This window comes from Salinimicrobium sediminilitoris (assembly GCF_020866905.1).
Lineage (GTDB): Bacteria > Bacteroidota > Bacteroidia > Flavobacteriales > Flavobacteriaceae > Salinimicrobium > Salinimicrobium sediminilitoris.
Genome location: NZ_JAIVCC010000001.1, coordinates 379,013 through 397,807, shown reverse-complemented (window position 1 = coordinate 397,807; position 18,795 = coordinate 379,013). Strand labels below are relative to the sequence as shown.

Below are 18,795 nucleotides of genomic sequence, written 5' to 3'. Positions count from 1 at the left end.
ACTTAAGAGGTAGGTTTTGGCTGTTTTTTGAATTTTCTCCTCGTCTTTAAAATGCCGTTCATAATCACTGTGGTTAAAATAATTACAGCCCCGTAATAGAACCCCGGATCCATTGCTTCATCGCTCCCAAAGATCCAAAAGGCAAGTAGAATTCCATAAACCGGCTCCAGGTTGATCGTCAGCATTATTGTATATGGACTCAAATATCGCATAACAGCTACAGAAGCTATGAAAGCATAGGCAGTACATACCGAAGCCAAGATAATAAGGTAGGTCCAGTCCATAGCCGAAACACTAAAAAACTCACTGCTGAAACCTGCCGTACTGTTTTCGAAAAATGACATTACAAGCAGATATATAGTTATGGCTCCTGTACCAGTGAGAAGTTCGTAAAAAGAGATGACTGAAGCATCTTCCTTTTGAGCCAGTTTTCCATTGATGAGGGAGAAAACTGCCGAAAGAAATGCAGAAATCAAAGCAAGAAGTATTCCCAGGACATATTCTGTCTCAACCTTAAATATAATGTAGAGACCGCAAATTACAATGACTCCAAAAAGGATCTCATACCATATTACCTTCCGCTTATAAAATAAAGGTTCCAGAAAAGAGGTGAAAAAAGCTCCTGTAGAAAGCAAGGCTAGCGTAATAGAAACATTGGACACTTTAATAGCACCAAAAAAGGTAAGCCAGTGAAGAGCGATTATCACCCCGGCAATCAACATCACAAGGACCCGCTTTGGTGCAAGACGTAATTTCTTCTTCTTCCATTTGATCCAGAGAAAAATAAAACCACTCGCCATTAACATCCTGTACCATACCAGCGGCACGGCATATAGAGTTATCAATGCTCCCAAAACAGCGGTGAATCCCCAGATGAACACAATTAAGTGAAAATGCAGGTAAGCTTTAGCTTTATCGCTTAGCATTCCAGAGCAGGTAAACAGCTAAAATTCCGAAGAAAATATTGGGAAACCATACAGCCAGAAGGGGAGAGAAAGTACTCTGCTCGGCAATGGTTCCAAAAACCTTATCCATAAAGATAAAGACAAAGGCAAGGGTTATTCCCAGTGCCAGGTTCACTCCCATTCCCCCACGGCGCTTCATCGAAGAAACGGCAACTGCAATTACGGTAAGTATGTAGGCAGAAACCGGAAGACTCCATCGCTTATAGGCCACCACCTTATAGCGGTTTATATTCCCCGAACCACGACCTTTTTCCTGCTCGATAAAGGCTTCGAGTTCATTGTAATTAAGAGTTTCGGCCATATAAGATACCGGCGTGAGTTCCTCAAAATCAAAAGGAAGAATGGTGTCTTTACTTATTTCGAAGATCAATTCATCTTCTTCCTCCCCTATTATTCTCTTATTATAGTTGGTCAAAGTATAAGTTGAATCTTCTTCATTCAATTTTAACCTGGATGCGCTAATCTTAAAGAGCATCTTATTCCCCTCAAAGTGTTCTAAGGTGAAGTTTTGAGCTGAATTAATTCGAGGCTGAAAATGGGAGGCGTAAATAAATTCATTATCGTTGATCTGCCTGTAGACGTCACTGGTCTCCTGTACTTCACTACCCTTTTTTAAATAAGTGTATTTAAATTCATTAAAACCCTTACTGGCACTTGGAGCAAGGTACATCCCCATGACAAGAGCAGCTGCACACACAATTGTGGACCCTATCAAATAAGGACGAAGAAACCGCCAGAAGGAAACACCACTACTTAAGAAGGCAATAATTTCCGTATTCTGAGCAAGTTTAGAGGTGAACCAAATAACCGAAAGAAACAGGAATAAAGGAAAAAGCAGGTTGGCAAAATAGATCGTAAAGTCGATATAATAATTTACCACCTCCAAGAAAGGCACTTCATTCTGCAGGATCTTGTCGATCTTCTCGGCCAGGTTCACCGTTATACCAATAGGGATAAAGAGGAGCAACATTAATATAAATGTTCCCAGGTATCGCTTTAGTATGTACCAGTCAAGAATCTTCAATTTAGAGACGTTTGTTCATTTGCTGTACCATCTTATTTTTCCAGGAGGCAAAATCCCCGGCTAAGATATGTTTTCTGGCTTCACGAACCAACCAAAGGTAGAAGCCGAGGTTATGCATGGTAGCAATTTGCTTGCCAAGCAATTCATTGACCGAAAACAAATGTTTTAAGTATGCTTTGGTGTAGTAAGTATCAACATAAGTCATACCGCTGTCATCAATAGGAGAAAAGTCATCTTCCCACTTCTTATTCTTGATATTAATGGTGCCATGAGCAGTAAAGAGCATTCCATTTCTGGCATTCCTGGTTGGCATCACACAATCAAACATATCTACTCCCAGAGCAATATTTTCCAGAATATTAATTGGTGTTCCAACTCCCATTAGATAACGCGGCTTTTCCTTCGGAAGGATATTCGTCACGATCTCGGTCATGGCGTACATTTCTTCTGCCGGTTCCCCTACTGAAAGTCCGCCAATGGCATTGCCCTCTGCCCCTGCTGCAGCTATATATTCAGCCGATTGTTCTCTTAGGTCTTTATAAGTACTCCCCTGTACAATAGGGAAAAGAGACTGTGAATAGCCGTAAAGTGGCGGCGTCTTCTCAAAATGGGTTATACAACGATCCAACCAGCGATGCGTACGATGCATGGAGTTCTTTGCGTATTTGTAATCGCAGGGATATGGCGTGCATTCGTCAAAAGCCATGATAATATCTGCACCAATCTGTCGCTGGATCTCCATAACATTTTCGGGGGTGAAATTATGGTAGGATCCATCGATATGCGATTTAAATCTCACGCCTTCTTCTTTGATCTTACGTCTTTCAGAAAGAGAATAAACCTGGTATCCGCCACTATCGGTAAGAATATTGCGGTCCCAGTTCATAAATTTATGGAGTCCGCCGGCCTTTTTCAGGATCTCGGTTTGAGGCCGCAGATAAAGGTGATATGTATTTCCTAAAATAATATCGGGATTTACCTGTTCCTTGAGATCTTTTTGACTAATTCCTTTTACGGTAGCTATGGTTCCCACCGGCATAAAGATGGGAGTTTCGATGGTTCCGTGATCTGTAGTTATAACTCCGGCACGTGCACTGCTGCCGGGATCTGTCACTGCTAATTCAAATTTCATAGAAGATTTTAATGGGCGCAAAGATAACCAATTTAAGTACGAACTTAGAACTTAGAAGTACGAAGTCAGCAGCAGGATTAATTACCACCTGGAAGACCAATTTTTCACAAGGACATTTGTGACTTTTTTGTGTAGTTTTCCATTTTTCATTTATCTACTTTAACTTTCAACCATTAATTCTTCACAACTTTTGAAAAGAATAGGCATGAGTTGATTTCCAAAGCGTTGATAAAATAGTATTTTTGCAGCACATTTAATTAAATCCAGATGCCAAACACACAACAACTAGAAGATTTTGTCTCCCAGGTAAGAAGGGATATTGTAAGGCAGGTCCACAAAGTAAATTCCGGACACCCGGGAGGATCTTTGGGCTGTGCCGAATTTATCAGCGTACTCTATCAGGAGATGATGGATCGCAAAGAAGGATTTGACATGAATGGGAATGGAGAAGATTTGTTCTTCCTTTCCAATGGTCATATTTCCCCGGTATTTTACAGCGTTCTTGCCCGAAGCGGATATTTTCCGATAGAGGAACTCAACACTTTCAGACTTATTAATTCAAGATTACAGGGCCACCCTACAACACACGAAGGACTGCCGGGAGTAAGAATTGCATCGGGATCTTTAGGCCAGGGACTATCTGTGGCCATTGGTGCTGCAAACACAAAAAAGCTGAATGGAGATAAGCACCTTGTTTACTCACTTCACGGTGACGGGGAACTTCAGGAAGGTCAAAATTGGGAAGCCATCATGTATGCAGCTGCCAAAAAAGTTGACAACCTTATTGCCACTGTAGATCGAAATCATCAGCAAATTGACGGCTGTACAGATGATGTTTTACCTATGGGAGACATTACAGCAAAATTTGAAGCCTTTGGCTGGGATGTTCTTGAAATCAAAGACGGGAACAACATTTCTGAAGTTATTAAAGGATTACAGGAAGCTAAAAGCCGCACCGGCAAAGGTAAACCGGTAGCAGTTATTATGACTACCGTTATGGGACATGGAGTAGATTTCATGATGCACACTCACAAGTGGCACGGTGTTGCTCCAAATGATGAGCAGCTGGAAAAAGCTTTGGTTCAAAACCCAGAAACTTTAGGAGACTACTAAAATAGATGTGAGATATGAGATCTTAGATTTGAGAAACAGTCTATTTTCGAGCTCCTTTAAAAAACTACTTTTAATATGTTCCCCCTGCTGTCTATAAGCAGGCTACGGAAAGAAAAGTTTAAAAAACATGAAAAAATATACAAATACAGGAAGTAAAGATACCCGTTCAGGTTTTGGTGATGGTTTGACAGAATTGGGAAAATCGAATCCTAACGTGGTTGCGCTTTGTGCCGATCTTACCGGATCTTTAAAAATGGGAGATTTCGAAAAGAATCATCCAGAGCGTTTTTTCCAGGTAGGAATTGCTGAAGCTAACATGATGGGAATCGCCGCCGGGATGACCATTGGTGGAAAAATTCCTTTCACGGGAACTTTTGCCAACTTTTCAACCGGAAGGGTCTATGACCAAATTAGGCAGTCTATAGCTTATTCAGACAAGAACGTAAAGATCTGTGCTTCTCACGCGGGACTTACCCTTGGAGAAGATGGTGCAACGCACCAGATCCTTGAAGACATCGGTCTTATGAAAATGTTGCCGGGAATGACTGTGATCAACACCTGTGATTACAATCAAACGAAAGCTGCTACCATTGCAATTGCCGAACATCACGGCCCAGTATATCTTCGCTTCGGAAGACCAAAAGTTGCCAATTTCACTCCTGAAGATCAAAAATTTGAAGTAGGGAAAGCAGTTTTGCTGAATGAAGGTAAAGATGTGACAATCATTGCCACAGGTCATTTGGTTTGGGAAGCGCTACAAGCTGCCGAAGAACTTGAAAGAAAAGGAATCTCGGCTGAAGTGATCAACATCCACACCATAAAACCTCTTGATGAAGCAGCAATCCTGGCTTCAGTAGGAAAAACCGGATGCGTTGTGACTGCCGAAGAACACAACTTCCTTGGCGGACTGGGAGAAAGCGTAGCCCGAACTTTAGTTCAAAATCATCCTGCTCCGCAGGAATTTGTTGCTACTATGGACACTTTTGGTGAAAGTGGAACCCCCGAGCAGCTTATGGAAAAATACGGATTGAATGCTGCTGCTATTGTAAAAGCTTCAGAAAAAGTGATCAAGAGAAAATAAGTTTCCAAAAACTCTTAATTTTAAAGCCTCTCAAAAATGTCATTTTTGGGAGGCTTTATCTTTTGAGCAAATAAAATAATCCTACAACCGTTTTAAAGCTATAACCTAAACAAACCTTTTATGAAAAAGTACCTGATAATTTTAATGTTTGCAACAACTTCCGCAGCAATGGCCCAAAGTGGATTCGGAGTTAAAGGTGGCCTCAATTATGCCGATAATGGGGAGATCACTTACAACGATGTTACCAATGCCGGTGAAGATATCCTGGAGGGTGGAGAAAGCAAAATGGGATATCATTTAGGCGTCTACTATGAGGCAAATATCCTTGGTTTCTTTTTAAGGCCCGAGCTGGTGTACACCACTACCAAAAGCTCCTACCAATTCAACCAGCAGGAAGCAGATTATAGTGTATCCAAAATTGATCTACCAATTTTAGTGGGTACAAAAATTTTTGGCCCGGTAAGGATATTTGCAGGACCAAGTTTACAATACATTGTTGACAATGATTTTGAAGGTTTTGAACTGGCAGACGTAAAAGACGAATTTACTATTGGCGCACAGTTAGGTGCAGGGATCCAGCTTGGTAAATTAGGCCTTGATGTAAGATATGAAAGAGCGCTCAAAGAAAATGAAGCAGAATTCATGATTCGTGATGGTGGTGACGTAGGATTAAAAAGGGTTGATACCCGTCCAAGCCAAATAATTTTTGGTCTCTCACTTAGTTTATAGAATACAAATTAGAATATCAAAAAAGCCCCTTTCGGGGCTTTTTTAATTAATTGTTAGGATCCAGATAATCTGGTGTTCCATCCCCATCTACATCGGGATAGGGAAAAATAATATTTCCTTCTTCATCAGATATTTCTTCAAGGGTGGGAATAAAGTCCCCATCATCATCCCTATCCAGGTAATTTGGCGCGTTATCCCCATCTGTATCATCATTTGTCAGTCTTTTATTTTCATCAAGATCTTCCATCCATGAAGGAATTCCATCCCGGTCATGGTCGGCCTCATTAACCCTGTAGAGATTAAAAGTAAAAACCAAAGGACTATAGGAAGGAATATTGCCTTCAAAAGAACTAAAGTAACCAAGACCCGATGGAAGGAACATTGCACCAATACCGTAATCATTGCTCCATTCCACGCTATTATCCGGCAATACCTCAAAACTTGAGGCGCCACGAAATTCGGTCATGGCCTGTCCAAAACCGGGAATTGTCTGGGTGAGATCGAACCAAACAGGACTTTGAGAAGAATCGAAAGTCTCCCTGTTAAGTAAAGACCCTTCATAGGAAACATAAGTTGAATCACTGAATTTTGGTTGCGGCTGCTCACTTGCACCTTCACGTACCTTTAGAACATAGTAAGTATACTCTACTCCTTCATAATTAAACTTCTTTGTCTCCAGCAGCGGTGACTCGCTTAAAGGAGTTTTACCGGCATTATCGGCATTTATGGTATCAATTTCTATCCTGTAGTCGAAACCTTCGGGGGCGTTCTCAAACTCCTCGTAATTATAAAAATGCGTATCAAGATATTCATCCAATGCGGCCTGATCTGTCAACTCCTGTTCTCCCCTGTCTCTTGGAGGAACAACTTCGGGACCATCATCATCCTTATCACATGAAAGCATAAACACAGCTGCAAAAAGATATAAAAACAAAAATTTATTCAGTTTCATCAATAGGTAATTTAGGGCCGCAAGATACAATATTCTTGTATTTTTGCTGAAGATAGACCGATTTTTACTGTACAAATATGAGAGTAGATAAATTTTTATGGTGTGTGAGATATTTTAAAACCCGAAGTGTTGCCACAGAGGCATGCAAACAGGGTAAAGTAAGAATGAATGACGCCATAGTTAAGCCATCCAGGGAAGTTTATCCTGCAGATAAGATACAGGTAAGGAAAAATCAGATCAACTACCAGATAGATGTACTGGATCTTCCAAAGAGCCGGGTGGGAGCAAAACTGGTGAATCTATATATCAACGATATTACTCCCAAGGAAGAACTTGAGAAAAGAGAGCTCCTTAAATATTCACAGGATTATTACCGGAAAAAGGGAACGGGAAGACCAACCAAAAAAGACCGCAGGGAATTGGATGACTGGTTCGATCCCGAAGCTGATGAGGATTGATAAAATTTCATGTCCAATTACTATCTTTGAAAAAAACACCCCATGGAGAATAATTCTGTTTTAATCCTGAACAATGAGCAGATCAACCATAAAATCAAGAGGATCGCTTACCAGATCTACGAAAGCAATGTAGACGAAGAACAGATTATCTTAGCTGGGATCGCTAAAAGTGGTTTTGAGCTTGCACAAAAACTACAGGCAGAACTTGAGAAGATCTCAGACCTTGAAGTTTTGCTTTGCGAGGTTAAAATAAACAAGAAGAAGCCGTTAGATCCCATTACCACCAGCCTGCCGCCAGAGGATTACCGTGACAAGGCTCTTGTATTAATTGATGATGTACTCAACTCGGGTACAACTTTGATCTATGGAGTAAGACACTTTTTGGATGTTCCCCTTAAAAAATTCAAGACTGCAGTTCTCGTGGACCGGAGTCATAAAAATTATCCCGTAAAAGCCGACTTTAAAGGTATCTCTCTCTCCACATCTATTCACGAGACGGTTAAGGTGCATTTCAATAAAGATGCCGCCAGAGTGGAACTAATTTAGCTTTTCGCTTATTTCCTGCACTACCTGTTCTATAGATTTATCATCGGTGGAAACCGTAAGATCATTTTGGTTATAATAGAAGGTGCGCTCAAATAAATGTTTCCTGATAAAATCTTCCAGGACCTCGGGAGTCTTAAGATCCTTTATTAATGGTCTGCTATCCTTTTCTTCAGTTAATCTTGCCTTTAGCTGTAGCAAGCCTGTTTTAAGATATATTAAAGTAGTTTCGGATGCATCTTTAATAAGCTGAAGATTCTTTCCATAACACGGGGTTCCGCCTCCCAGGGCAAGAATGAAACTTCTTTCCTGCTCCAGCAGTTTTTTTAGCACTTCTGCTTCCCTTCTTCTGAAGTAAATTTCACCCGATGCCGAAAAAATTTCGGGAATTGTTTTATTTTCTTCTACACTTATTTCATTATCCAGATCAATAAAATCCATCGACAAATGAGCGGAAAGAGCCTTTCCAACCGCTGTTTTACCGGATCCCATATAACCTGCAAGAATTAATTTCATACTTAAATATATGATTTATAAGGAGTTTAATCTCAAGTTTAAATTGATGGTCAAATTTATGTCAATTTGTTCTTGAAAAATAAATAAATGTGGGTATATTTGCACCCGCATTAGCAAAAATGCAACAAAGAAGATCTGGTAGCTCAGTTGGTAGAGCATCTCCCTTTTAAGGAGAGGGTCCTGGGTTCGAGCCCCAGCCAGATCACAACAAGTTCTTTACATATTGACCTGGTAGCTCAGTTGGTAGAGCATCTCCCTTTTAAGGAGAGGGTCCTGGGTTCGAGTCCCAGCCAGGTCACTTATTTAACACAAGATTCTGTAAGATATTTCACGACTCACTATTCGAGCACGCTTTTAGTTATAGAAGATCTTCTGGAAGGTAAACCTCCAGATCTTTAGGTGAAACGAAATGATCTTTTATGAATCAATTTACTCTAGTTGTTTTACAAATCTCCTTTGTTTTTCAACTAAAAAAGTTCAAGGTCACTTTATTTATTATTTGATTTCTTAAAAATACCCCTACGGGTTTGTTAATGAAATCTTAAAGAATGCCCAGGTGCTGGAACTGGTAGACAGGCATGGTTGAGGGCCATGTGTTCATTAGAGCGTGCGGGTTCGAGTCCCGCTCTGGGCACTTTCTACAGATTAAAAATACTCCCCCCTTTTCTTAATGGATTTTCTTCAATTCGTTAAGATTTTCACGTTTCTTACTCAACTTCTCACACAAAGCATAAAATTCTGTTAATCACATTATTAGCATCTTCAAGAGAAGAAATAAAGATTACATTTATCATAGATAATTTACTCTTTTAAGTAAAGGAAGATGCAATTTCAATTATACTCTCAGCTATTAAAATTAGATCTGTCAAATGATGATCTACTTCAAATGTATTATGTTCTTTATTACGACCTGAAGCAGGAAGATAAAGACATGGCCGAGAATATTGCGAAATTGATAGAGATTAGAGAAAAAGCCAAACTGGAGTTAAGAAAGCTTCTTTTTAATATTAAAAATTCAATCCAGACATCCACTGTTGGAACTGCAGTATTAAATTTTTTACCTGTCTTTCTTAAGCTGGATTACCTGGCCCGCAACACCTTCAATAATTTAAATTTGAAGGCATGTTATGAAAAAGAGAAAAAAAATATTAAATTGTACTACGAAACACTTTATAATCAGGATATTCCATCCTCAACTCTTGATGTTCTTTTTAAACACAAGAATAAGCTGGAATCCTTACCATAAATTAAATAGATGAGAACAAATAGTAATTTTTACTGGGGGGCAAAAATTACTTGATGAATCCTCCGGAATTAAACCTCCGGAGTTCTCATCTACTTTTTAAAAGCAATTCTTCGGAGTTGCTTTTTTCTTTTATATACTTTTTAAAAAGAAAAACTCCCGCGGTGACGGGAGTTTTGTTTATATCCTTAAATCATCTTCTTAAGCAGCATTCTGCTTTTTAATAAGGTTAAGGGCAGATCCTTCCTTGTACCACTCGATTTGAGGCAGGTTGTAGGTATGATTCGCCTTTATAGTATCCTTTGAGCCATCGGCATGAACGATCTCAATCGTTAGTTGCTTATCTGGCGCAAAATCTTCAAGATCTATGAAGTTGAAGGTATCATCCTCCTGGATAAGGTCGTAATCACTTTCATTGGCAAAAGTTATCCCGAGCATACCTTGCTTTTTAAGGTTGGTCTCATGTATCCTGGCAAAAGATTTCACCAGCACTACTTTTACTCCCAGGTGCCTTGGCTCCATCGCGGCGTGCTCTCTGGAAGATCCCTCTCCATAGTTGTGATCTCCAACTACTACAGTCGGAATTCCTGCTGCTTTATATTTACGCTGAGTGTTTGGCACTCCATCAAACTCGCCGGTGATCTGGCTCTTTACGAAATTTGTTTTCTTGTTAAAAGCATTTACAGCTCCAATCAAACAATTATTTGAAATGTTATCCAGATGTCCTCTAAAGCGTAACCATGGTCCGGCCATAGAAATATGGTCTGTCGTACATTTTCCAAAGGCTTTGATAAGGAGTTTAGCCCCCATCAGGTTTTTACCGTCCCACGGCTCAAATGGCTCGAGCAACTGTAACCTTTCAGAAGTTGGACTAACTTTCACCTCAACACTCGCACCATCTGCCGTTGGGGCAAGATAGCCGGGATCTTCAACATCAAATCCTTTTGGTGGCAATTCTAATCCTGTCGGCTCATCAAGCTTGACATGTTCCCCATCTTCATTAAGTAAAGTATCTGTAGTTGGATCAAAGTCCAGTCTACCCGAAATTGCAATTGCCGCCACCAGCTCAGGGGAGCCAACGAAAGCGTGAGTATTGGGGTTTCCATCTGCTCTTTTTGAGAAGTTTCGGTTAAAGGAATGCACAATAGTGTTCTTTTCCTCTCCCTTACGGTCGCTTCGATCCCACTGTCCAATACAAGGTCCGCAAGCATTTGTGAAAATAGTAGCATCAAGATCTTCGAAAATTTTCAAAAGACCATCTCTTTCCGCAGTAAAACGAATTGTTTCAGATCCGGGATTGATCCCAAAATCAGACTTTGCTTTTACTTTCTTATCTACTGCCTGTTTGGCAATAGAAGCGGCACGGGTAAGATCTTCGTAAGAGGAGTTGGTACAGGAACCAATTAGTCCCCAGTCTACATTGATAGGCCAGTCATTCTTTTTAGCTTTCTCTCCCATTTCTGAAATTGGAGTAGCAAGATCTGGAGTGAAAGGTCCATTAAGGTGCGGTTTCAATTCTGAAAGATTGATCTCGATCACCTCATCAAAATACTGCTCAGGGTTTGCATAAACCTCATCATCTCCCGTAAGGTGTTCCTTTACTTCGTTGGCAGCATCTGCAACATCTGCACGATTGGTCGCTCGCAGATATCTCGCCATTGACTCATCGTAACCAAAAGTAGAAGTGGTTGCCCCAACTTCTGCCCCCATGTTACAAATAGTACCTTTTCCTGTGGCCGACATTGATTGTGCGCCTTCCCCGAAATATTCTATAATTGCACCGGTTCCTCCTTTAACGGTAAGGATACCCGCAACTTTTAAAATAACATCTTTTGGAGCAGTCCAACCAGAAAGTTTTCCGGTAAGCTTCACCCCTATTAATTTTGGAAATTTAAGTTCCCATGGCATTCCTGCCATCACGTCAACAGCATCTGCACCACCAACACCAATAGCGACCATTCCAAGTCCTCCGGCGTTAACTGTATGCGAATCTGTACCAATCATCATTCCTCCCGGAAAAGCATAGTTTTCCAATACTACCTGGTGAATGATTCCAGCTCCCGGCTTCCAGAAACCAATTCCGTACTTATTTGAAACAGACTCAAGGAAGTCAAAAACTTCATCACTGGATTTTTTTGCACTTGGCAAGTCAAATTGAGCTCCAAGTTTTGCCTGGATAAGGTGATCACAATGAACGGTGGTAGGAACTGCAACATTCTTCTTTCCTGCCTGCATAAACTGCAGTAAAGCCATTTGTGCGGTAGCATCCTGGCAGGCAATCCTGTCTGGTGCAAATTCTACATAATCTTTACCCCTGGTAAATTTCTGAGAAGGTTTTCCATCCCAAAGATGGGAATAAAGGATCTTTTCTGAAAGAGTCAAAGGTTTTCCAACGATCTCACGTGCAGTGTTCACCCGCTCGCTCATCTGGCTGTAAACCTTCTTGATCATATCAATATCGTAAGCCATATCTTGTTTAATTTTTTATTCTGAAGTGTTGCAAAATTACAAATTCCCGCCCGAATTAAAAAATCATTACAAAACATGAAAATTACCTAAAGATAATTTAATGATTCCTGAAAATAGGATGCAGAAAAATAAGCTAATGACACAAAATTAGCATTAAAATAAGAAAATGATAAAAATGAAGAATTATTTAATCTTTTCTAAAGATCGAAGTTCTAATATGCTGCAGCTTTTTCCGTTGAAAGAGATATACAGCAGGCGCAATCCATGGCATGATAAGCATAGAGATCAGCCAAAAGGTTTTGTTGAAGATTTTAGTATTGATCATGTCGAACAATAGAAAAAGCCAAAACCCGGTGAGAAAAATAAAGCTCATTGAGGATAGGAAGGTGAAACTTTGCCAATCAAGAAAATTGGCGCCAGATCTATACCACAAGAACTGGCAGGCAAAGAAAACTACGATCACAGGTATTTTAAACTTCGCCAGAAAATTTATCATGGAATAAATATAATAAAAGATCTTAAAATAAGCTCTTTATGATCTCTTCTTCAGAAATTCCTTCTGCTTCGGCCTTGTAATTCTTGATCACCCGATGCCTTAGTATTCCGTAAGCCACTGCCTGTACATCTTCAATATCGGGAGAAAATTTACCATGAACCGCTGCATTTGCTTTGGCTCCTAAAATGAGGTTTTGAGAAGCTCTTGGCCCCGCACCCCAATCCACATACTCTTTTACAAGCGCCGTTGCTCTTTCTCCTGCAGGACGCGTTTTCCCAACAAGGTTAACCGCATACTCCACCACATTGTCGGCTACGGGAATTCTTCTAATCAAATGCTGAAAATCCACGATTTCCTGAGCGGTAAAGAGGGAGTTGATCTCTGTCACCTCATCACCGGTAGTACTTTTCACTACCTCTATCTCCTCTTCAAAAGAGGGATATTCAAGCTTGATCGCGAACATAAATCTATCGAGTTGAGCCTCGGGTAATGGATAAGTCCCTTCCTGCTCAATAGGGTTTTGGGTAGCCAATACGAAGTAAGGAAGATCCAGCTTATAATGTTGTCCCGCTACCGTCACTGCCCGTTCCTGCATGGCTTCCAATAATGCCGCCTGTGTCTTGGGAGGAGTCCTGTTGATCTCATCGGCAAGGATAATATTACCAAAGACAGGACCTTTTATAAATTTAAAATGCCGGTTTTCATCCAGGATCTCAGATCCAAGGATGTCGCTCGGCATTAAATCTGGTGTGAATTGAATTCTTTTAAAGTCAAGTCCCAATGCCTGTGCAATGGTATTGACCATAAGGGTTTTTGCAAGCCCGGGTACTCCAATAAGCAACGAATGACCACCTGAAAAAACAGATAAAAGGATCTGATCTACCACCTCCTGCTGACCCACAATCCTTTTGGCAATTTCCTGCCTTAATTGTTGGTGCCTGTTGACCAGATTCTTTACTGCCTCTACATCTGTCATAATTGCCAATAGTAGTTTAGTTCTTTAGCCAGTTGCTGGAGAATTCGCAATTCCTGTATTCCCCGTTCACCTTCACATAAGTTTCTTCAATCTTCTCCTTTTGCCATTTTTCAATAGCTTCCAATTGCTTGTCCCTTAAGGCAAGTTCCTTGATCTTGTTGTAATCCTGTGCATAATTAGCCTTATGTTCAGAATACCTGTTGGTCACGGTGATGATCTTGTAAAAAGGGCGACCGGTATTATCTTGATCTGTCAGAATGGTTGAAACCTCTCCTTCTTTTAGGTTAACGACCTTCTCATAAAGCAAAGGATCAATTTTAGTAAGTTCAAATCGCGTATCTCCGGTGGTAGGATTTACTAATTTTCCGCCACTCTCACGGGTTTCCTTTTCATCGGAAACTTCTTTTGCTGCATCGGCGAAAGAGATCTCATCATTAATGATACGTTCTCTAACATTATCGATCTTGTCAAAAGCCTCTTGTTTTGTTTCTTCGGTAACATCGGGAATTAAAAGGATGTGACGTACATCTACCTGCTGTCCACGAATCTTATCTACGGTTAAAATATGATAACCAAATTCTGTTTGGAAAGGTTTACTTACCTCTCCTTCCTGCATTGAAAAAGCAGCATCTTTAAATTCCTTTACAAAAGGATCCTTACGGGTTAAAGAAATTTTTCCTCCGGAAGATCTTGAACCGGGATCCTGAGAATATAACACAGCCTTAGTAGCAAAACTGGCTCCATTCTCAACAACATCTGCCCTCATTTTATTGAGGCGGTTTAGAATCTCCGTAATTTCTTCCTGCGGAATTTCAGGCTCTACCACAATTTGAGAGATCTCAACCTCATCTCCAAACACCGGAAGTTCATCTTCAGGTATATCGGTAAAAAAGGCTCTCACTTCTTCAGGAGTTATTTCCACTGCATCAACAATTTTGCGTTGCATTTCTGAGGCAAGTCTGTTTTGCTTATTGATCTCAAATAGTTCGGCTCTAAATTCAGCTTCACTATCCTTCTTATAGAATTCAAGAACTTTTTCAAGAGAACCTACCTGCTGGGTCATGTAAGCCAGCTGTTGATCTATATTGGCATTGATCTCGGCATCAGAAACCAGGATACTGTCCTGTATTGCATGATGTGCATACAGCTTGTTCTCCATTAAACGTCCCGCAAGATTACAGTTAGTAACATCTTCGGTGGAAACACCCTGGCTTTGAAGTTCAAGGTACATCTTGTCTATATCGCTTTCAAGAACCACAAAATCTCCTATCACCGCTGCCACGCCATCTACTTTAAAGCGACCGCTCCTGTCATTTATTTTTTCCTGGATCTCAGCTTCGATCCCAATAGAAGTACTATCGGTAACTATCACTTCCTGCGCCTGTATGTTGCCCCCGCTAATAATAAGCAGCAACAGTCCTAATGATTTAATTATAGATTTCAAATTCGTCATTTTTAATAGCATCTTGTGTAATGTCTTTTTCTAATTTCTTAATAAGATCCAGCTTTCTTTTATTAAGCAGTATCTGTTTTATACCCGGCAAAGAATATTCTATCGGCGCCTGTTCATTGCGCAGTCTAACATCCTCAACAGAGATCAAATATACTCCTAATGAGTCTTCAAGCTGCATAAAATTCTTATTTTTTAAGAATTCGGGATCGTCCTGAGGGGTCAAAGGTCGTATTTTATCGTAAACCTGTTTTGTCTTCACCCAAACCGAATCATTCAATGAATAGGAATTAAACTGGATGGCCATTTCGAGAAGGGCTCTTTTATCCTCCTCATCAAACCTGCGGAAGCGGGTTTTAATGGTTTCAAAATCACTGTTATTCTTGGTAATATTGATATATCTCACTTTTACAAGGTTCTCATTGAGAATAAAATTCTCCCCATTCTCCTCGTAGTATGCTTCGGCTGCGGCACGGGTTATATTGGTATCCAGTTCGCGTCCCACAATCGCATCTGTATAAGCCTTTGCATATAGTTCATTCTTATAGTTCTGCACCAGGCGATCAAATTCGGCCTGCTGTTCTCCGCTAAGGTTTACCCTGGCCCTGTCAAGAAGTAGCTTCTGAGTGGCCCAACGGGTAATAAAATTATTTATAAGTAAGGTGCTGTCTTCGGGTGAAGTATTTTCGGAAACCAGGGGGGCAACATCATCCCTGTAAAGATAGGCATCATTCACGCGAGCGATCACTTCCTTTTCCTCGGGTTCATTCAGGAAATTGCAGCTTCCGGTCAAAAAGCCCAAAAAAACAAGTGAGAAAATTCCTTTTTTTATTAACAAAGTATTTAGAAATATTGTGAATTGCCAAAAATACAAATTCCAAAGAGTATACCAACCTGCACGTCAAACGAAAGAAAATTAGAAAAAGTATATTTTTGGCCCGGCTTTGGTAGAGAAGCAAACCTAAAACAACAGCAATGCCCGAAGAAAGAAAATTAAAACTCATCTGGGATTTTCGCGGACCCGATGCCGAATCGACTGCCGCCCATCACGCCATTCACCTGCAGGAATTTGTAAATACCTCTCAATTAACAATGAATGTTGTTGGTTCAGAAAAGATCTCTGAAGCTCATGTCATTGCTTTTCTTGTAGTTACCGATAGTGAAATGCCTCCTGTACGGGATGCTTTAAAACCCCATCGCGGACAGCTATATGAAGAATAGAAAAAAAATAATTTCTTAAAATCTTCATAAATGCCTCTGCTCCTTTATATTTGCGAAAATCAAAATCAAACCATGAAAAAATATCTTTTAGTTTTAAGTTTTGCCTTTTTAAGTATTTCAGCTTTTGCCCAGTCAAAGATCGGAACCATAGATGCCGAGTACATCCTTAACCAAATGCCCGAGATGGCCCAGGTTAATGAAGGCCTAAAGACCTATAATACCGACCTTCAAAAAGAGCTGGAATCGAACGTTGCAACATATGAAACCCTGGTGACGGATTATCAGGCGAACAGCACCACCCTTTCTGAAGAAGATCGAACAGCCAAAGAATCTGAGATCATTAATCTTGAAAATGATATTAAGAATTTTCGGCAAAAAGCCACTGTAATGATCCAAATGAAGAGAAATGAACTTACCCAGCCTCTTTACGAGAAGATCAATGAAGCCATGATGAAGGTGATCCAGGAAGAAAACTATACGCAGATCTTCCATGCCGGCGGAAATGACCTGGCTTATTCTTCTCAGGATTCTGATATCACCCTTAAGGTCCTGAATATTTTAGGAATTGAAGAAACGGAATAAATTTAGTAGTCAGTGGTCAGTGGTCAGAAGTGAATGATGTGCAGGCCAATAACTGAAAGTAAACTATTGCAATCAGTGACATTGCTAAAAAAAGGAGGGTCTCAAAAATGGCATTTTTGAGACCCTCCTTTTTTATTTTCTTAAAATTCGCTCCTGGTCAGATCAACTTCGATAGAGGAGATTTATCACTACTACCGTATCAAAAAACCCAAAACAAACTTCAAATATTTAAGTCCTGATTCTTGGCTCTTGGCTCTTGGTTCTTTATTCTTAAACTACCTGCTGTAGTTTGGAGATTCTTTAGTGATAGTCACATTGTGCGGATGACTTTCATTAATACCTGAAGCAGTTATCTTCACGAATTTTGCAGTTTCCTGAAGCGTGGCGACATCTTTTGCACCGCAGTAACCCATTCCGGCTCTAAGGCCGCCAATGAACTGGTGAATACTTTCATAGAGGTCTCCCTTATATGGAACGCGTCCCACGATCCCTTCGGGTACCAGCTTTTTAATATCATCTTCCACATCCTGGAAGTAACGATCTTTAGATCCCTGCTTCATGGCTTCCACAGAACCCATTCCGCGGTAGGATTTAAATTTTCGTCCTTCGTAGATAATGGTTTCTCCCGGGGATTCTTTTGTACCAGCCAACAGCGATCCAAGCATCACACAATCTGCCCCTGCAGCAAGAGCCTTGGGAATATCACCGGTATATCTTATTCCCCCATCGGCAATCACAGGAACTCCACTTCCTTTAATAGCTGCTGCTACTTCAAGTACAGCTGAGAACTGTGGAAAACCAACTCCCGCCACTATCCTGGTTGTACAGATAGATCCCGGTCCTATTCCAACTTTTACGGCATCTGCCCCGGCTTCTACAAGATATTTGGCAGCTTCGGCAGTTGCGATATTTCCAACAATAACTTCAAGGTTGGGAAATTTTTTCTTCACTTCTTTCAGCACAGTAACCACGCCCCTGGTATGTCCATGAGCAGTGTCGATTACTATAGCGTCCACTCCGGCATTTACCAAAGCTTCAGCTCTTTCAACAGCATCACCGGTCACGCCAATAGCGGCTGCAACACGAAGCCTTCCGTAGGTATCTTTATTGGCAATTGGTTTTTGAGTGAGTTTAGTGATATCCCGGAAGGTTATTAGCCCCACCAGTTTATCTTCAGAATTTACTACGGGAAGTTTTTCGATCTTGTTCTGTTGTAATATCACTTCGGCCTCTTCAAGGGAAGTCCCTTCGGCTACAGTAACAAGATTTTCAGAAGTCATCACTTCTGAAATTGGCCGGTCATTGTTCTTTTCAAATCGAAGGTCACGGTTTGTAACGATGCCCAACAATTTTCCTTCTTTGTCCACAATAGGAATTCCCCCAATGCTGTGCTCCCGCATATTTTCCTTTGCATCACGCACCTTTGCAGTTATAGGCAAAGTTATGGGGTCTATGATCATCCCGCTCTCGGCGCGCTTCACTTTTCGCACCTTAAGCGCCTGCTCTTCGGCAGTCATGTTCTTATGAAGTACTCCAATTCCTCCTTCACGCGCCATGGCAATAGCCATACGTGACTCGGTAACTGTATCCATAGCTGCGGAAACTATAGGCACATTTAACGTGATGTTGCGGGTGAATTTCGACTGGATTTTAACTTCGCGGGGAAGGATTTCTGAAAAGGCAGGGACTAAAAGTACGTCATCGTAGGTAAGTCCTTCGCCCAGTATCCTGGAGGTGTGTGCGATCATAGCAATTAAGATTTAATTGCGTGCAAATATACACCCTTTCCGGCACAAAGTAGAAGTAATCTAATTTTAATTTGCTTTTATTCAACCGGAAACAGAA

General features: G+C 40.7%; 19 protein-coding genes and 3 tRNA genes. 12 read left to right on the top strand and 10 right to left on the bottom strand.

The window, feature by feature from the left end; all coding sequences use genetic code 11:
- Positions 1-2: 2 nt before the first annotated feature.
- Genes LA313_RS01730 through tgt form a run of 3 tightly spaced genes read right to left on the bottom strand, consistent with a single transcriptional unit; the run spans position 3 to position 3,121 of the window.
- Positions 3-926, bottom strand: a complete 924-nt coding sequence (locus LA313_RS01730; RefSeq protein WP_228912880.1) for a DMT family transporter — start codon at positions 924-926, stop codon at positions 3-5.
- Positions 913-1,989, bottom strand: coding sequence for an LptF/LptG family permease (locus LA313_RS01725; RefSeq protein WP_228912879.1), 1,077 nt, complete (start codon positions 1,987-1,989; stop codon positions 913-915). Before LA313_RS01725 ends, LA313_RS01730 begins: the two co-directional genes overlap by 14 nt.
- Position 1,990: 1 nt before the next feature.
- Positions 1,991-3,121, bottom strand: coding sequence for a tRNA guanosine(34) transglycosylase Tgt (tgt, locus tag LA313_RS01720; RefSeq protein WP_228912878.1), 1,131 nt, complete (start codon positions 3,119-3,121; stop codon positions 1,991-1,993).
- A gap of 267 nt (positions 3,122-3,388) precedes the next feature.
- Here tgt and LA313_RS01715 point away from each other — a divergent pair, with 267 nt between their 5' ends.
- The 3 genes from LA313_RS01715 (at position 3,389) to LA313_RS01705 (ending at position 6,044) form a co-directional block, all read left to right on the top strand.
- Complete coding sequence (locus tag LA313_RS01715; protein WP_228912877.1) at positions 3,389-4,234, top strand: transketolase; 846 nt, start codon at positions 3,389-3,391, stop codon at positions 4,232-4,234.
- A 127-nt stretch (positions 4,235-4,361) separates the two neighbouring features.
- Positions 4,362-5,315: a transketolase family protein gene (locus LA313_RS01710; protein ID WP_228912876.1), complete on the top strand. Its 954-nt coding sequence runs from the start codon at positions 4,362-4,364 to the stop codon at positions 5,313-5,315.
- 120 nt (positions 5,316-5,435) lie between these two features.
- Entirely contained in the window at positions 5,436-6,044 is a 609-nt protein-coding gene (locus LA313_RS01705) for an outer membrane beta-barrel protein (protein ID WP_228912875.1), read from the top strand.
- A 46-nt stretch (positions 6,045-6,090) separates the two neighbouring features.
- Here LA313_RS01705 and LA313_RS01700 read toward each other — a convergent pair whose 3' ends face one another.
- A complete protein-coding gene (locus tag LA313_RS01700) occupies positions 6,091-6,996 on the bottom strand; it encodes an FKBP-type peptidyl-prolyl cis-trans isomerase (RefSeq protein ID WP_228912874.1) in 906 nt (301 codons plus the stop codon).
- Between the two features lie 77 nt (positions 6,997-7,073).
- On the opposite strand from LA313_RS01700, the gene LA313_RS01695 reads away from it, so the two are divergent.
- Both LA313_RS01695 and LA313_RS01690 read left to right on the top strand, forming a co-directional pair.
- Positions 7,074-7,454, top strand: a complete 381-nt coding sequence (locus tag LA313_RS01695) for an RNA-binding S4 domain-containing protein (protein ID WP_228912873.1) — start codon at positions 7,074-7,076, stop codon at positions 7,452-7,454.
- A 42-nt stretch (positions 7,455-7,496) separates the two neighbouring features.
- Complete coding sequence (locus LA313_RS01690) at positions 7,497-8,000, top strand: phosphoribosyltransferase family protein (RefSeq protein WP_228912872.1); 504 nt, start codon at positions 7,497-7,499, stop codon at positions 7,998-8,000.
- Here LA313_RS01690 and LA313_RS01685 read toward each other — a convergent pair.
- Positions 7,992-8,513, bottom strand: coding sequence for a shikimate kinase (locus tag LA313_RS01685; protein ID WP_228912871.1), 522 nt, complete (start codon positions 8,511-8,513; stop codon positions 7,992-7,994). The two genes, LA313_RS01690 and LA313_RS01685, sit on opposite strands and share 9 nt — an antisense overlap.
- A gap of 132 nt (positions 8,514-8,645) precedes the next feature.
- Between LA313_RS01685 and LA313_RS01680 the strand changes: the two genes are divergently transcribed.
- The 4 genes from LA313_RS01680 (at position 8,646) to LA313_RS01665 (ending at position 9,759) form a co-directional block, all read left to right on the top strand.
- Positions 8,646-8,718 (top strand) — tRNA-Lys (locus LA313_RS01680).
- 20 nt (positions 8,719-8,738) lie between these two features.
- A tRNA-Lys gene (locus LA313_RS01675) sits at positions 8,739-8,811 on the top strand.
- 252 nt (positions 8,812-9,063) lie between these two features.
- Positions 9,064-9,147 (top strand) — tRNA-Leu (locus tag LA313_RS01670).
- 189 nt (positions 9,148-9,336) lie between these two features.
- Positions 9,337-9,759 carry a hypothetical protein gene (locus LA313_RS01665; RefSeq protein WP_228912870.1) on the top strand — a complete coding sequence of 141 codons (423 nt, stop codon included), beginning with the start codon at positions 9,337-9,339 and terminating at the stop codon, positions 9,757-9,759.
- A 198-nt stretch (positions 9,760-9,957) separates the two neighbouring features.
- Here the strand turns inward: LA313_RS01665 and LA313_RS01660 are convergent, their stop codons facing one another.
- The gene (locus tag LA313_RS01660; protein WP_228912869.1) at positions 9,958-12,225 is read right to left on the bottom strand and encodes an aconitate hydratase; all 2,268 of its coding nucleotides are present in this window, start codon (positions 12,223-12,225) and stop codon (positions 9,958-9,960) included.
- 175 nt (positions 12,226-12,400) lie between these two features.
- On the opposite strand from LA313_RS01660, the gene LA313_RS01655 reads away from it, so the two are divergent.
- Positions 12,401-12,562 (top strand): hypothetical protein, encoded by a 162-nt coding sequence (locus tag LA313_RS01655; protein ID WP_228912868.1) that lies wholly within the window; start codon positions 12,401-12,403, stop codon positions 12,560-12,562.
- Positions 12,563-12,743: 181 nt separating this feature from the next.
- Here the strand turns inward: LA313_RS01655 and LA313_RS01650 are convergent, their stop codons facing one another.
- Genes LA313_RS01650 through LA313_RS01640 form a run of 3 tightly spaced genes read right to left on the bottom strand, consistent with a single transcriptional unit; the run spans position 12,744 to position 15,985 of the window.
- The gene (locus LA313_RS01650; protein ID WP_228912867.1) at positions 12,744-13,697 is read right to left on the bottom strand and encodes an AAA family ATPase; all 954 of its coding nucleotides are present in this window, start codon (positions 13,695-13,697) and stop codon (positions 12,744-12,746) included.
- 16 nt (positions 13,698-13,713) lie between these two features.
- On the bottom strand, positions 13,714-15,162 hold the full coding sequence (locus LA313_RS01645) for a peptidylprolyl isomerase (RefSeq protein WP_228912866.1): 1,449 nt from the start codon (positions 15,160-15,162) through the stop codon (positions 13,714-13,716).
- A complete protein-coding gene (locus tag LA313_RS01640) occupies positions 15,125-15,985 on the bottom strand; it encodes a peptidyl-prolyl cis-trans isomerase (RefSeq protein WP_228912865.1) in 861 nt (286 codons plus the stop codon). Before LA313_RS01640 ends, LA313_RS01645 begins: the two co-directional genes overlap by 38 nt.
- A gap of 137 nt (positions 15,986-16,122) precedes the next feature.
- Between LA313_RS01640 and LA313_RS01635 the strand changes: the two genes are divergently transcribed.
- Both LA313_RS01635 and LA313_RS01630 read left to right on the top strand, forming a co-directional pair.
- Positions 16,123-16,368 carry a hypothetical protein gene (locus LA313_RS01635; RefSeq protein WP_228912864.1) on the top strand — a complete coding sequence of 82 codons (246 nt, stop codon included), beginning with the start codon at positions 16,123-16,125 and terminating at the stop codon, positions 16,366-16,368.
- 72 nt (positions 16,369-16,440) lie between these two features.
- A complete protein-coding gene (locus LA313_RS01630; RefSeq protein ID WP_228912863.1) occupies positions 16,441-16,950 on the top strand; it encodes an OmpH family outer membrane protein in 510 nt (169 codons plus the stop codon).
- 275 nt (positions 16,951-17,225) lie between these two features.
- On the opposite strand, the gene guaB is transcribed toward LA313_RS01630, so the two are convergent.
- Positions 17,226-18,698: an IMP dehydrogenase gene (gene guaB, locus LA313_RS01625; protein ID WP_228912862.1), complete on the bottom strand. Its 1,473-nt coding sequence runs from the start codon at positions 18,696-18,698 to the stop codon at positions 17,226-17,228.
- Between the last annotated feature and the right edge of the window lie 97 nt (positions 18,699-18,795).